Annotated in this window: 11 protein-coding genes; 7 read left to right on the plus strand and 4 right to left on the minus strand. The window is 64.0% G+C overall.

The genetic code is table 11. The features are described 5' to 3' along the window. Positions 1-264: 264 nt before the first annotated feature. Complete coding sequence (locus AC1DRE_RS18400; protein WP_476985959.1) at positions 265-2,241, minus strand: APC family permease; 1,977 nt, start codon at positions 2,239-2,241, stop codon at positions 265-267. 321 nt (positions 2,242-2,562) lie between these two features. On the opposite strand from AC1DRE_RS18400, the gene AC1DRE_RS18405 reads away from it, so the two are divergent. From AC1DRE_RS18405 to AC1DRE_RS18420, 4 genes are all read left to right on the plus strand, one after another. Beyond that, the gene (locus AC1DRE_RS18405) at positions 2,563-4,542 is read left to right on the plus strand and encodes an APC family permease (protein WP_476985960.1); all 1,980 of its coding nucleotides are present in this window, start codon (positions 2,563-2,565) and stop codon (positions 4,540-4,542) included. A gap of 82 nt (positions 4,543-4,624) precedes the next feature. Beyond that, the gene (locus AC1DRE_RS18410) at positions 4,625-5,977 is read left to right on the plus strand and encodes a TrkH family potassium uptake protein (protein ID WP_476985961.1); all 1,353 of its coding nucleotides are present in this window, start codon (positions 4,625-4,627) and stop codon (positions 5,975-5,977) included. Positions 5,978-6,022: 45 nt separating this feature from the next. Beyond that, on the plus strand, positions 6,023-6,694 hold the full coding sequence (locus AC1DRE_RS18415; RefSeq protein ID WP_476985962.1) for a DUF998 domain-containing protein: 672 nt from the start codon (positions 6,023-6,025) through the stop codon (positions 6,692-6,694). Positions 6,695-6,893: 199 nt separating this feature from the next. Continuing rightward, a complete protein-coding gene (locus AC1DRE_RS18420; RefSeq protein WP_476985963.1) occupies positions 6,894-8,273 on the plus strand; it encodes an MFS transporter in 1,380 nt (459 codons plus the stop codon). A gap of 111 nt (positions 8,274-8,384) precedes the next feature. On the opposite strand, the gene AC1DRE_RS18425 is transcribed toward AC1DRE_RS18420, so the two are convergent. Both AC1DRE_RS18425 and AC1DRE_RS18430 read right to left on the minus strand, forming a co-directional pair. Then, positions 8,385-8,615, minus strand: a complete 231-nt coding sequence (locus tag AC1DRE_RS18425) for a CGNR zinc finger domain-containing protein (RefSeq protein ID WP_476985964.1) — start codon at positions 8,613-8,615, stop codon at positions 8,385-8,387. Positions 8,616-8,842: 227 nt separating this feature from the next. Next, entirely contained in the window at positions 8,843-9,559 is a 717-nt protein-coding gene (locus AC1DRE_RS18430) for a PucR family transcriptional regulator (RefSeq protein ID WP_476985965.1), read from the minus strand. A gap of 277 nt (positions 9,560-9,836) precedes the next feature. Here AC1DRE_RS18430 and AC1DRE_RS18435 point away from each other — a divergent pair, with 277 nt between their 5' ends. Beyond that, a complete protein-coding gene (locus AC1DRE_RS18435) occupies positions 9,837-12,452 on the plus strand; it encodes an AMP-binding protein (RefSeq protein ID WP_476985966.1) in 2,616 nt (871 codons plus the stop codon). Here the strand turns inward: AC1DRE_RS18435 and AC1DRE_RS18440 are convergent. Then, a complete protein-coding gene (locus AC1DRE_RS18440; protein ID WP_476985970.1) occupies positions 12,394-13,221 on the minus strand; it encodes a LysR substrate-binding domain-containing protein in 828 nt (275 codons plus the stop codon). The two genes, AC1DRE_RS18435 and AC1DRE_RS18440, sit on opposite strands and share 59 nt — an antisense overlap. 281 nt (positions 13,222-13,502) lie before the next feature. Between AC1DRE_RS18440 and AC1DRE_RS18445 the strand changes: the two genes are divergently transcribed. Together AC1DRE_RS18445 and AC1DRE_RS18450 are read left to right on the plus strand one after the other, a co-directional pair. After that, positions 13,503-14,234, plus strand: coding sequence for a PrpF domain-containing protein (locus tag AC1DRE_RS18445; RefSeq protein ID WP_476985971.1), 732 nt, complete (start codon positions 13,503-13,505; stop codon positions 14,232-14,234). A gap of 12 nt (positions 14,235-14,246) precedes the next feature. Continuing rightward, a partial coding sequence (locus AC1DRE_RS18450; protein ID WP_476985967.1) for a transporter permease occupies positions 14,247-14,715 on the plus strand: 469 nt, incomplete at its 3' end.

Below are 14,715 nucleotides of genomic sequence, written 5' to 3' on the forward strand. Positions count from 1 at the left end.
GAAACCATGAGGATTCCGATCACAGCCATGTCGGCCATTACAGGTTCCTTTCATCTGCGCCCCGTTTGCGGGGCTGATCCCAGTCAAACCCCTGCACAGCAGGGAAATCGGGTTCCTGACGATTTCCTAATGGCCCGGGCCGAATCTTGACGCCGTCTTAACGCGCACGGCACATCAGGCACCCGTCGGCCGGCAGGGAATCAACGGACAGGCTTCAGGAATGCCCGCGCTCAAGTGCGGTCAGGGCGCTTCAGTGCGGGATAGTCAGCCGACGTGGACCCAGGGCCGTTTGGTGACGTCCGGTTCGGCTTCGCGGAGCACTTCGCGGGTCACCGGAGCGATTTCACCTTCGCCAAGGAACAGGAATTTGAGCAGGTTGATGATCGGGTTGCCCTCGGTCCAGCGGAAGTAGATGTGCGGCATCAGGCCCGTCACGTCACGGATGTGCAGCAGGACCGAGGCGATGGTATTGGGGACCACCGGCGCATGGACCTCCAGGATGGGGTAGCCGTGCCTGGTCACGCCGCGGACCTCCAGCTCCGTTTCGAAATCAGAGGAATCGTCCACAACCACCTCCAGGAACAGCGCCTGATAATCCACCGGCAGGTGGCTGACTTCAATTGCGGACGTCAGCTTGTCCCGGTAGGCTTCGGCGGTCAGCCGGAGCGGCTCGTGGGCGATGATGCCGATAGGGCCGGACAGGGTGTTGGACATGAACTCGAGTGCCTCACGGTCCATGTGGACGTGGGTGGCGTGGAGTTCAAAGGACCGCCGGATCCGGGAGAGCAACGAGATCACGATGATGCCTGCGATGAAGAACGAAGCGATCCGGATGCCCTCGGGCCGTTCAAAAATGTTGGCCACCGTCGTGTAAATAAAGACCACGGCGATGACACCGAACCCGAGGGTGCGTTTGAGCTGTTGCCGGCGCCGGGCCGAGAGGGTCACGGCCACCGCGGCGGAGGTCATCAACACCAGCACACCGGTAGCGTAGGCGCCGCCCTGGGCGTCGACGCCGGCGTCGAAGAGCCAGGTGATCAGGAAACCGACTGCAGTGAACACGAGCACCAGCGGTCGTACGGCCCGCGCCCACCCGGGGGCCATACCGTAGCGGGGCAGGTACCGCGGGACCAGGTTCAGCAGCCCCGCCATCGCGGAGGCGCCGGCGAACCAGAGAATGGCGATGGTGCTCATGTCATAGACGGTCCCGAAACCCGGGCCAAGGTATTCGTGGGCCAGGAACGCCAGGGCACGGCCGTTGGCCTGACCACCGGGCTGGAACTCCTGCTCCGGGATCAGAATCACCGTGGTGAAGCTGGTGGTGATCAGGAAGGCACTCATGGTAACTGCCGCGGTTGTCAGGAGCTGGCGGGCCCCCTCGATCCGGCCGACCGGTTTGTCCTCGGTATCCCCTGGCCGGCCCTTGATCTGCGGCATCACGGCGACCCCGGTCTCGAAACCGGACAGGCCTAGCGCCAGCTTCGGGAAGACCAGCAGCGCGATCCCGACCACCATGAACGGATTCCCGTGCGAGGTGGTCAGCGCATGCCACCAGTCGCCCACAGCGACCGGATGGGTAAAAGCCTCGAAAACGGTCGCGGCCACCACCACCACATTCAGGCCCAGGTAAACACCGACCAGAACGACCGCCACGCGGATGGCCTCCTTGAAGCCGCGCAGGAACACAGCCCCCAGCAGGGCCAGCAAAAACAATGTGACCAGCACGTTTTGTCCCTGCAACCAGGCCGGCGCGAAGGGGTTCTGGATCGCGTGAGCCGTGGCATCGGCTGCCGAGAGCGTCATGGTGATCATGAAGTCCGTCGCCGCGAACCCCAGCAGCACCAGCACCAAGAGCTTCCCGCCCCAGCGCGGCATCAACCTCTCCAGCATGGCGATGGACCCCTCCCCCCGGTGGCTCTCCCCCGCAACCCGCCGGTAGACGGGCAAGGCGCCGAACAGCGTAACAGCCACCAGCACCAACGTTGCCAGCGGGGAGATGACCCCTGCAGCGAGCGCGGCAATGGCCGGCTGGTAGCCCAGTGTCGAGAAATAGTCCACGCCCGTCAGGCACATCACCTGCCACCACGAGTGCTTCTTCAGCTGGGAGTCGCTCACCGCACCGGGGCCCTGATGGATGCCCTTGCTGTCCTGCAGCCCGAACAGCAGCCAGCCCCTGAACCTGGCCTTCGCCCTGGGGCGCGGTGCCGAAGGGTCCGCCGGGGGCCTGCTCAGCGTTGTCATCGATGCCTCTCCACGCGATGCGCACCACCGCGGTCTCTGCCGACGCTAACACCGGCCGGGCCGGCCGCTTCCTGCATGGCCTGAATCCTTGCGGAACCTTAACGGCGCCGCGGCTGTGCTGCCAGCCGGTCAGCCCGCCGCCTACCGGACAGCGGGGACGGCAACGGCAGTCGCGAGTTCTGCACGCACAAGCGCCGGCGTTAAGAAACCGTAAAGAAAATGCCGAAACACGGATTTGTGCCCTGCCCGGGGACTAGGTTGAATCGCCGAGGTGTCGGACGTTTTGGAAGAGCTGCGCCCCCGGCAACAGAGGAGACGCGCATGAGCGATACGGGCCACCAGACCATTCCGGCAGAAGTCAGACGGCCGGGGCCGCAGACCGGCACCGAAAACGGGCTGGTGCGGTGGCTGCTGAAACACCGGGTCCAGCCGGTGATAGGACCGGAAAGCCCTGAAGACCACGCCCGGCCGCAGGCATGGTGGAAGGTCATGTGCCTGACCGGAGTCGACTACTTCTCCACGCTGTCCTACCTGCCGGCGATTGCAGCCCTCGCCGCCGGAGCCCTGTCCCCGCTGGCTACGCTCCTGATCGTTGCCCTCACACTCCTGGGAATGCTGCCGATGTACCGCAGGGTCGCCCACGAGAGCCCGCACGGACAGGGGTCCGTGGCCATGCTGGAAAGCCTCCTGCCGTTCTGGCGGGGGAAGCTGTTCGTCCTGATCCTGCTCGGATTTGTGGCGACATCCTGGATCATCACCATCACACTCTCGTCGGCAGATGCCACCGTGCACATGCTGGAGAACCCTTACCTCCCCGAGTTTCTCGACGGACAGTCCGTGCTCATCACCGTGGTCTTGCTGCTGATACTGGGCGGCGTGTTCCTGCTCGGCTTCAGCGAAGCCGTCGTCGTGGCCATTCCGCTGGTGGCCGTCTTCCTGCTCCTAAACGCTGTGGTCATCCTCGCCGGAGTCGCCAGGGTCATCAGCGACCCCGCAGCGCTGGCCGCCTGGACCGGGGACCTCACGGCACGCGGCGGCATCGGGGACATTGTGGGGCCCGCCGTGATTGCATTCCCGCTGCTGGTCCTCGGCTTGTCCGGATTCGAAACCGGCGTCAGCATGATGCCGCTGGTGGCCTCCGCCGGCAGGACGACAGAGGAACGCCTTGCCTCCAGGGTGCGGAACACCCGCAAGCTGCTCACCGCGGCCGCCGCTATCATGAGCGTCTACCTCCTGGGCAGTAGCTTCGTCACCACGGTCCTGATCCCGGCCGAGGAGTTCAAGGCCGGGGGTGAGGCCAGCGGACGGGCCCTGGCCTACCTGGCGCACCAGCAAATGGGAGACACCTTCGGCACGGTCTACGACGTCAGCAGCATCCTGATTCTGTGGTTTGCCGGCGCCTCGGCCATGGCCGGGTTGATCAACATCGTCCCGCGCTACCTCCCGGCCTACGGCATGGCCCCGGAGTGGGGACGCGCCGTGCGACCTGTGGTCCTCGTGTATACGGCTGTCAGCATCCTGATCACCATCGGCTTCAATGCCGACGTCAACGCCCAGGCCGGCGCCTACGCCACCGGCATCCTGGCCATGATGGTCTCCGGATCCATCGCCGTCACGATCTCCTCCCTCCGGCACCGCCAACGGTTGGCAGGAATGGGTTTCACGCTGCTGTCCCTGATCCTGCTCTACGCACTGGCCGCAAACGTCATCGAGAAGCCCGACGGGCTGACCATCTCTGCCTTCTTTATCCTCGGCATCATCACCATCTCGCTGGTTTCCCGCGTGGCACGGACCACGGAACTGCGCGCGGACGTGATCAGGTTTGACGGGAACGCCCGCCGTTTCATCGCTGACTCCCTGGATTACGACGGCGCACTGAACCTGATCGCCAACCGCCGCCAGGCAGGCGACAACCAGGAGTACTCCGAAAAGGAATACGAGCAACGGGGCCAGAACGCCGTCCCCGGGACCGCCGACGTCATCTTCCTCGAAATCGACATCATCGACCCCTCCAACTTCGGCGGGACCCTGGAGGTGTACGGTGTCGACGTCGATGGCCACCGTGTCCTGCGGGTCGAAAGCCCGGCCGCCCCCAACGCCATCGCGGCGGTCCTTTTGGCCCTCCGGGACACCGCAGGCGTCATACCGCACGCGTACTTCGAATGGTCCGAAGGCAACCCGATCGCCCACCTGATGCGCTATCTCCTCCTGGGCCGCGGCGACACGCCACCGGTTGTGCGGGAGATCCTTCGGAAGCACGAATCGGATCCCGCCCGGCGTCCACGCATCCACGTAGGATGACGGCGTTCCCGTGAACATTGGTCTTGCAGGTAAATCCCCGCGCGGGCGGCGTCAGGGGCTCGCGTTCCCGCCGAGGAACGGTTTGAGACGGCCGGACGGGCGCTTCAAGCGGTTGCTGCTGCACCCGGTCCGGTCCCTTCCCGTCGGCTTCCTGGCGGTCATCCTGCTGGGTGCAGGCCTGTTGCTGCTGCCACAGGCAAGGACCGACGGCGACGTGGATGCGCTGATGCCGGCGCTCTTCACGTCCGTCTCGGCCGTCTGCGTCACGGGTTTGATTACGGTGGACACCCCGACATTCTGGACGCCTTTCGGCCAGGCGGTCATCCTCGGACTCATCCAGGTGGGCGGGTTCGGCATCATGACGCTGGCAACGCTGCTCGCGCTGCTCGTCCGCAAGAACCTGGGCCTCCGCGGCCAGTTGGTGGCCCAGTCCGAAACCCAAACCCTGAATTTTGGTGATGTCCGCACAGTGCTCGTCCGGGTAGCGCGAATCATGGGCATCTTCGAGGTGACGACAGCCGTCTTCCTCTCCGTCCGGTTTTGGATCGCCTACGACAGCAGCCCGGCAACTGCCCTCTGGCACGGCATTTTCCACGCCGTCTCGGCTTTCAACAATGCCGGGTTCTCCCTCTACAGCGACAACCTGATCGGTGTAGCCCAAGACCCCTGGATCATCGTTCCCATCTGCGCGGCCGTGATCGGCGGCGGACTCGGGTTCCCCGTGATTATCGCCCTGATGCGCGACGGCTTCCGGTTCAAGGTCTGGAACGTCCATGTCCGGCTCACCGTCTACGGAACGCTCGCACTCCTGGTGATGGGTTTCACGCTCTTCGCAGCCTTCGAGTGGAACCGGCCCGAAACTCTCGGCGGGCTAAGTACAGGCGGGAAATTCCTCGCTGCCCTGGCAGGCACTGTCTTTCCCCGCACCGCAGGCTTCAACAGTATCGACTACGGCGCCGCAACGCCCGAAACCCTCATGGTCACCAACGTCCTCATGTTCATCGGCGGCGGAAGCGCGGGCACAGCCGGTGGCATCAAAATCACCACCTTCCTGATCCTGGGATTCGCAATCTGGAACGAGGTCCGCGGCCGCGAACAAGTCACCATCGCACACCGGTCCATCAGCTCATCAGCCCAGCGACAGGCCCTCTCCGTCGCACTGCTTGGCGTCGCCGCCGTCATCGGCGGAACGCTGCTGCTCCTCATGCTCACCGACTACAGCCTGGAAAAGGTCCTCTTCGAATCCATCTCCGCGTTCGCCACGGTGGGAGTGAGCACAGGAATCACCTATCACCTGCCGCCCGGTGCCCAATGGGTGCTGATGGCCCTGATGTTCATCGGCCGCATCGGAACCATCACCGTGGCCTCCTCCCTGGCCCTGTCCGCGAAGCCCAGGCTCTACCACTTGCCGGAGGAGCGGCCGATCATCGGGTGAGCTTCCAGCCTCAGGCAAGCGTCGGGCAGTACTAGGCTTCACCTTGTGATCTCGAACTCTGCCCCCGGCCGGGAGGCGCGTGGACGTCGTTGTGTCAGGCTGGCCGCCGCGGCGGGCATGATCGGGCCGGCCCTTTTCGTGTCCGTCTTCACAATCTACGGGTGGCTGTCCCCCGGATACTCCCCGACCGGCATGTTCGTCAGCGAACTGTCCCTTGGCCCCTTCGGCTGGGTGCAGATCCTCAACTTTGTCCTCACCGGCGCGTTGATTCTGATGTTCGGCGTCGGGCTCTCCGCACAGTTCAGCACCGGCGCGGCATCCCGGTCCGGCCCCGCGCTGATAGAGATTATCGGAGTCAGCCTGATCGCCTCCGGACCATTCACCACCGACCCGTCCGTGATGGTCGACCAACACACCGTCCACGGCATCGTGCACGGCATCTCCGGTGCCTTGGTATTCACATTCGCGCCGATCAGTTGTTTCGTGTTCTACAGGCGGTTCCGCCGTGACCCGGCCTGGCGCCCGCTGGCAGGATGGACACTGAGCAGCGGTATCGTCCTCACCCTCGGAGTAGGCGTGCTCAGAATCAGCCAGCAGCCCGGGAACGGACTGTTTGAATGGAAAGGCCTCGTCCAACGGATCATTCTGGTCACGTTCATGACGTGGATCTTCGCGGTCGCATTCCGCCTGGGCAACCGCTACCCGGGCCGGGCATGACCAGCGCCGAAAATCCCACGACGGCGACCGTCGCTTTCGCTTTTCGTGTACACGTTGACGTAATGCGTATCACCTCATATGCTAAATGAATCGATTCAACGGAAAGGGCTTTCCAGCCGTTTCGATGATCTCGATCGCGAAGCACACCTGCAGAATGGAATTGCGGTTCCTTGCCAAAGACGACGAAGGATCTTATCGAATGAGCACCCCCGGAGACATCCGCGCAAGCCTGAAGGCCAACATCGGCCGGAGGGACCCGAAGAAGGCCGCGATGAGCGGCTGGATCGGAAGCGCACTTGAGTACTACGATTTCGCGTTGTACTCATTGGCCGCGACGCTCATCTTCCCCGCCATCTTCTTCCCGTCTGAAAACCCGACCGTAGCGATCATCGCCTCGCTAGCGACCTACGCGGTGGGTTACCTCTCTCGTCCGGTTGGCGCTGTTGTCCTGGGCGCGTATGGCGACAGGCGCGGCCGCAAGCAGGTGCTGGTCTTCGCGATGCTTTTAATGGGATTCGCGACCTTCGCCGTCGGACTCTTGCCCACGTACGGACAGGTCGGCATCCTGGCACCCGTCCTGCTGGTCATCCTCCGGCTGATCCAGGGTTTCGCGGTCGCAGGCGAGCTCGGCGGTGCCAGCGCGATGATCGTTGAGCACTCCCCCGATGCCAAGCGCGGCTTCTTCGCCAGCTTCAGTCTTCAGGGCACGCAGGTCGGCTCCATCTTGGCCACCGCTGTTCTCCTTCCGCTCGCCGCTTTTCTTCCCGACGACCAGTTCGAAACCTGGGGCTGGCGCATCCCGTTCCTTCTTAGCGCCATCGTAATCCTGGCCGGCTACCTGATCCGTCGTCGGGTACAGGAGCCGCCGGCGTACCTGGCGCAGTCCGACAGGAGTAAGGCGAAGCCCCGGTTCCCGCTCGTTGACCTCCTGCGCACCCACCCATGGGTCTTTGTCCGCTGTGTCATCATGACGTTCACGAACGTGATCGGCATGGCGACCCTCATCTTTGGCGTGTCCTACGCGACCCAAAAGGGCTACGGCATCGGATATTCCAGCAGCGAGTTCCTCTGGGTAACCCTCGTGGCTAACGTGGCTGCTGTAGTGACGATCCCACTTTTCGGCGCTCTGTCCGACAGGATCGGCCGGCGAGGGCTCATGGTGGCTGGCGGAATCGGTGGCGGTCTGTTGGCAGGGGGATACTTGTGGGCAATCGACCAGAGGAGCCTGCCGCTGGTCTTCGTGTGCATCGTAATTGTGCAAGGAATCTTCTTCCAGATGTGGAACGCGACGTTCGCCACGTTCTTCCAGGAGCAGTTCCCTATGCGGATCCGAGTGACCGGGTTCGCGGTGTCGCAAAACGTCGGCCTCATGATCGCGTCGTTCTTCCCGAGCATCTTCACGGCGGTCGCTCCCCCCGGGTCAACCAACGTTCCTCTGGTCATCGGGCTCACCACGTTCGGCATTTGCCTCGTCGCGGCGCTGGCCACCCTGCTTTCCCCCGACACCAAGGGCAAGTCCCTCGAGGACCTCGAAGCTCACAACGCCAAGGCGCAACAGCTTAGGAGCGCCCGCGCATGAAGTGAACTCCTTTGAGCAAATGAAGGGGGCTGCCGTTCCATATGTCGCACAGGCGGGCGACCATCACGGTCTGGCCGTGTTCCGGGCGGGCTGGTTGGCGGCTTGCCGGTGTCAGGCGACTGCATCGGTGTTTCCGCGCCGGGCGCTGCAGTGGCGCTGCCTGCCGACCTTGGAGTTGTCGATGAACGCCCTGACGCAGGCCGGCCGGGCGCAGGTGCCGATCCGGAGCCCGCCGCTCCAGGGCGATGAACAGTGCAAGGCCGCCGGCCGTGACGGCCTTGACCCGGGACACAACATCATCGCCCCCAGGGAAGAGATGCACATGGGGGCGGGAAGCATCATGCGTCGTCAGCGAGATCCTCCCAGCGGAGCGGTCAAGAAGCGGGTTGATGGAACGGCATCGCCCATCAACGCCCTGGGCCGCGAATGCAGACGCCAGTTCACCTGCCCAACCGCGCAGACCCCGCTCCACCGCAAATCCTCTCCGGGCACTCCACATCCACCGGAACCGTCACCTACTGCCACTGCCCCTGCGGCGCCCACACCATATGGCTGTAAAGAACCCATGATCAGGCCCAGGCCACAACCAACCGAGCAGCCTGAACCGGCACCGTCAGATCAATTCCGGTCAACTCCTGAAAACGATTGAGCCTGTTTTGGACGGTATTTCGATGACAGAAAATGCGGTCTGCAGTGACCGTGAAACTGCCCGACTGAAGAAAATGCCGAGCCGCCTCTGTCAGTCTTTCTCGTTCGACACCACGACAGCGCTCCAGCGCAACATCAAGCTGTTCGAGAAGATCGAGCCCGGCCTCCTGGAGTTGTCGCTTGGCCAGTCTGGGCCACGCGAGATCCGCCGAAAGCGGGCCGGTGTCGACGGGATGTAGGAGGGCAGCCAAACTTGAGGCAGTTCGCGCCGCCGAGGGCAATGCCCGCAGTCCGTTCGCCTCGGCTACGCCGCAGGGGATGTCCTTAAGTACCTCTGGCACCGTAAGGGCAGGAATGACGTCTTCGCCCGTCCGCGGCGCCACTACGGGCCAGAACAGGTAGGCCATGTCGCCCGATTCACGGAGGAAGAGTCTTTGGCTGCGCCTTGCCGAGGCGTTTCCCTTCGCGGCCCGCAATAGAGCAGCTGAACTTCCGCTGGCCGCTACAACACCAAACCGCGCAGTGGCCGACACTCCCAGCGCCTCGGCAACCTGGGCGGCCGTTTCTGCGGAAGGATTCACGACACTGAACAGCCTCGCAATGAACTCGTTCTGGATGCTTGACTCCTCCTGAGCCATGCGCACACGCTCGTTGAGGTAACTTGATCTCGTTCGTGTCAACGGCGGATTCCCGATATTCCGGGATCTCCCGCACTTGGGTAATGAACTAACCAGCCAAGATATCCACCCTGTCGTGAAGCAACTCCACGAGCTCGGACCATCTGCGAGTGACGGCACTGTGGTGTGGTTCAGCCTGACCGCCCCCACGGGCGGTGTTTCGTCGGCCGTGTAACGTTCGCGGCCGGTGACAAAGTCCACTTGAGTTAGGTTAGCTTTCCCTTCTACTGTGCAGGGCGTGGATGTACAGCCAGAACTGGCCGGCGTCTCGTTCGCCGCCAAGCTGGCCGGCTTCGGAGACCGCCCCGCCATCAGGACCAATAACCAATCAGTGAGCTACAGCGAACTGGCACGACGCGTGGAGGACACTGCCCGTACCTTCGGCCCCAGCCGGCGGCTGATTGCCCTCGAGGCCGAGAACTCCCTGCCGTCCCTGGTGGTCTACCTCGCCGCCCTCTCTTCCGGCAATCCGTTGCTCATCCTGCCCACAGGCGGCGGGACGGCCACCGAGGCGCTCGTTGCCGCTTACGATCCGGATGTCGTGGTCCGTGCGTCCGACGGTGAGGCGGTCCTGGACGTACGGCGGGAAGAAACCCGGCATGAGCTGCACCCGGAGCTGGCGCTTCTGGTGAGCACCTCCGGATCCACCGGTTCGCCCAAACTCGTTCGCCTGTCCGGGGACTCCGTCCAGGCCAATGCGTCCGCGATCGCCCAGTACCTGCACCTGCGTCCCAGCGACACCGCGGCCACCACACTCCCCCTCTCCTACTGCTACGGGATGAGTGTGGTCAACAGCCACCTCCTGGTGGGCGCGTCCCTGGCGCTGACAGACCTCTCAGTGGTGGACCCGTGCTTCTGGGAACTGGCCCGCACCGAAAAAGTGACCTCCTTCGCCGCCGTGCCCTACACCTTCGATCTCCTCGACCGGGTGGGATTTGAGCACATGGACCTACCCAGCCTGCGCTACATCACCCAGGCCGGAGGGCGGCTGGATCCGGACCGCGTACGTTCCTACGCAGAACTGGGCCGGCGGAAGGGCTGGGATCTGTTCGTCATGTACGGCCAGACCGAGGCCACCGCCCGCATGGCCTACCTGCCCCCTGACCTGGCAGCGGAGTACCCCCACGCCATTGGAGTGGCCGTGCCCGGCGGATCCTTCCGGCTGGAGCCCGTCCCCGGCTTGGACGCGGGCGAGCTCATCTACTCAGGTTCCAACGTCATGCTGGGGTACGCCGAACGGCCGGAAGACCTTGCATTGGGAAGGGTCGTCACAGAGCTTCACACCGGTGACCTGGCCAGTTGCGGGTCCAACGGCCTCTACGAAATCGTTGGCAGACGCAGCCGTTTCGTCAAAATCGTTGGCCTGCGCGTAGACCTGGGCCGGGTCGAACGGTTATTGGCGGACCTTGGCCTGACCACCGCGGCCACAGGCTCGGACGATGCAGTGGTCGCCGCGGTGGAAGGCAGCCACGACCTTGCCCTGGTGGCGAAGACGCTTGCCCAGGACCTCGGCCTGCCACGCTCGGCAGTGCAGCTCCATTCCGTGGACTCCGTACCGCGGCTCGCCAACGGGAAGCCGGACTACCCCGCCGTCCTGGCCCTGGCGGCCCAAAATGGTGACGGCGGCAGCGGCACTGTTACTGGACCCTCAGCACACCCGGCTGACGTCCGGACGATCTTCGCCGAAGTCCTTGAACAGGAAGACATCGCCGATACGGACACATTCGTTTCCTTGGGCGGTGACTCACTATCCTACGTGGCAGCGTCGGTCCGGCTGGAACGTGCACTCGGATACATCCCCCAAGGCTGGCACCTGATGCCTGTCTCCGAACTCGTGCCTGCCCCGCAGAGCCCGGCGGCCGCGACCACAGACGTGTCTGCAGGACAGCCGGGCGGCCGGGCCGCGCGCACTTCGCGGGCCTGGCACCGGCGGATGCTTGCCCCCATGGAAACAGGGATTGTGCTCCGCGCCGTGGCCATCATCTTCATCGTCTCGACACATATTGGCTTCTTCCACTGGGAAGGTACCGCTCACGTACTCATCGCGGTCGCCGGCTATAACTTTGCGCGCTTCCAGCTGACCGGCACCCGACGTGCCCGGCTCCGACGGCAATTGCGCAGCATTGGACGGATCGTCGCGCCCAGCGTTGTGGTTATCGGCTTCGCCTTCGCCGTGACGGATACCTATACCTGGGCCAATGTCTTCCTGCTCAATCCCCTGCTGGGTCCGGAAGGATGGACGGACTATTCCCGGTTCTGGTTTATCGAGATCCTGGTCCACATAATGCTTGGTCTCGCCGCCTTGCTGGCGATCCCTGCCGCCGATCGCGGCCAGCGCAGATGGCCGTGGGCCTTCGCCCTGGCATTGATAGCCGTTGACCTGCCGTTGCTCTTCGACCTTGTCGACACCCGCTATCCGGGCCAGGGCCCAGTCCTATGGCTGTTCGGTCTGGGGTGGGCAGCTGCCGCGTCGCGGACGCTGTGGCAGCAGGCAGCCGTCACAGCCATTGCCCTGCTCACTATCCCTGAATCCTTCGACGACCAGTACCGTAGCGCAACGGTCCTTGCGGGCTTCCTCATCCTGCTCTGGCTTCCCACCCTGGCCGTCCCGCGCGGACTCCACCGGCTGACCGCCCTGCTGGCCAGCGCATCCCTGTACATTTACGTCACTCATTGGCTGGTGTACCCGCTCGTGGATCCGGCGCACAAGGGCATGGCCGTCATGGCTTCCCTGGCAGCAGGCACCCTCTACTGGGCCGTAGCCACCCGGTCCATGGGTCTGGCGGAAAAGTGGCTCAGGAGACGCCAAGTACCACAGCTGGAAATACGGGCGGGAACCAGCCTGCGCGTATGAGCACCCTGACGTCGGGATGCTGGAGAGCAACGGCGGTCTTTGGCACCATGGCCACGCCCATACCGACGCTCACCATGGCCTGGGCTTCCTGGTAGTCGTTGGCCAGGAAACCAATGGTTGGTTCGAACCCGGCGGCGTGGGCGGAACGCTGCAGCACCTCCACTACCGGATGGGTCTCAGCGCGCACGATCCACGATTCGTGACGCAGATCCTCCATGCTTACCTGTTCCCGATCGGCCAGCGGATGACTGCCGGCTACCAGTATCACGGTGCTCTCGCGGAATACTTCTGTCACCCGGATGGACTCGTCATGGAAGCGATTCCAGGGGTAGTCCCACAGCAGGCACAACCCGGTGACCCCGGACTCAAGGTCCGCCACGAGTTCGTCGAACCGGGCGCTGCGCAGCGAGAGGCTGATGGCCGGGTAGCGCTTCTTGAAGGTCCTGATGACGAGCGGCAGGAAGGACCCGGCGAGGGTGGGGAAGGTGCCGACGGTCAGTGACCCGCGGTTGAGGCCCGCAATCTGGTTCAGATCCGATTGGGCCGCCCGCATTTGGCGCACGATCTTGCGGGCATGTCCCGCCAGGACCTGGCCGGCTTCGGTAGGCACCACCCCGCGTGACCGGCGATTGAGCAAAGGCTGCCCCACCTCTTGTTCGAGCTTGCGCAGCTGCTGGGACACCGCCGACGGCGTATACATCATTAGCTCGGCCGCGGCCGTGATCGATCCCTGCTCCACAACCTCCAGCAGCAAGGCCAGCCGTCGCATGTCGTACAAAGATTGATTTTCTTCGTGAAGCAACGCTTTACCCTTCCGAAAATTTGGTTCATTTCCCGCAATAGGAACGGCATCCGCATGATGGCGCGCCCGTTCTGTAGGTCATCAGCCCAATCTCTTCTCAGGCCCTTGGACGACTTTCAGGCAAACGAGGAGATACGAGAAGCAATGAAGATCGAAGCGGAGTCGATGCGCGGAGGCACCAGCAAATGCTGGGTCTTTGTAAGCGGACAGTTCGGTGAGGCTGAAACAAGTCCGGACGCCAGGTCATCATCCAGCGGGTGTCCACGCCCTCCGGTGCCCTGCCAATCGTCCCGCAGGCACAGATGCCCGGTGTCCCGTTTCCCGGATACCGGGTGGGGCTCGGCTTCCAGGACCCTGCCGGCAAAACCACCGGCAGCCTGCTGCCCACCGGGTCAGCCTCAGACTGGATCACCGCCGGCGGAACCCGCTGGACCGTTTCCATGGTCGATGCCGGAGCGCCGGTAGTGATTCTCCGTGCCGTGGACCTTGGCCTTGACCCGGAGCGCTACGACAGCTGGCTCGCCGGGGTGGAGCTGCAACTGCAAACCCTGGAACACATCCGTCGTCAGGCCGCCGTGCGTATGGGGCTGGCAGCGACCACGGGCGAAGCGGCCCGCGCCGTCCCTAAGGTCGCCATCGTGGCTCCGCCGGCCCAGTCCGATCCGGACAGCGACGTCAGCGTCATGATGCTCTCGATGGGCAAGCCGCACCCGGCATTGGCCATCACCGGCAGCATCGCACTGACCCTGGCCGCCCGCACCCCGGGCACCGTACTCAACGACATCACCGGGGACACCCGTCAACCCACCCTTCGGCTGCGCACCCCGGCCGGGGTCATCGAAACCTGGAGCGAGGAACGGGACGGGACGCTGCTCGTCGGCGTCGACCGGACAGCCCGCACCCTCGCGACCACCGTCATCCACGTCCCCGAGGCCCTCGGCAGCGCCGTCGAGGCCTCCCTTGCCAGCGCCACTCAATGAGGAGACAGCATCATGACTAAGACCGTAGAACAAGAAGCACCCCTGCAAAGCGACACAAACGCGCCCAGCACCCAGCGTCCCAACCGTCGCCGCCGTATCCTGCTGATAACGGTAGCCGCCGCCACTATCCTGGCCCTGGCCGCCCTCCTGTTCGGGGGTGTCCTCTTGAACCCCGCGGACACCTCGGGATCGGAGCCGACCATGACCGCCACGCAGATCATCCCGCTGGTCATCCTCGTCGTGATGTTCGTCGTCGCCACGAAATGGCCGCTGAACATCGGTGTCATGGGGCTGGTGGCGTCCTTCGGCGTCGGCTACTTCATCCTCGGAATGAGCGACAAGGAAATCCTTGAGGAGTTCCCGGCCAGCATCGTCCTGACGATCATCGGCGTCACCTACTTCTTCAGCATGGCCCAAAGGAACGGGACCATCGACATCATCGTCCAGAGGTGCGTGCGCCTGGTCCGGGGCAAGACGGCGC

This window comes from Arthrobacter sp. P4_H3, assembly GCF_056400885.1.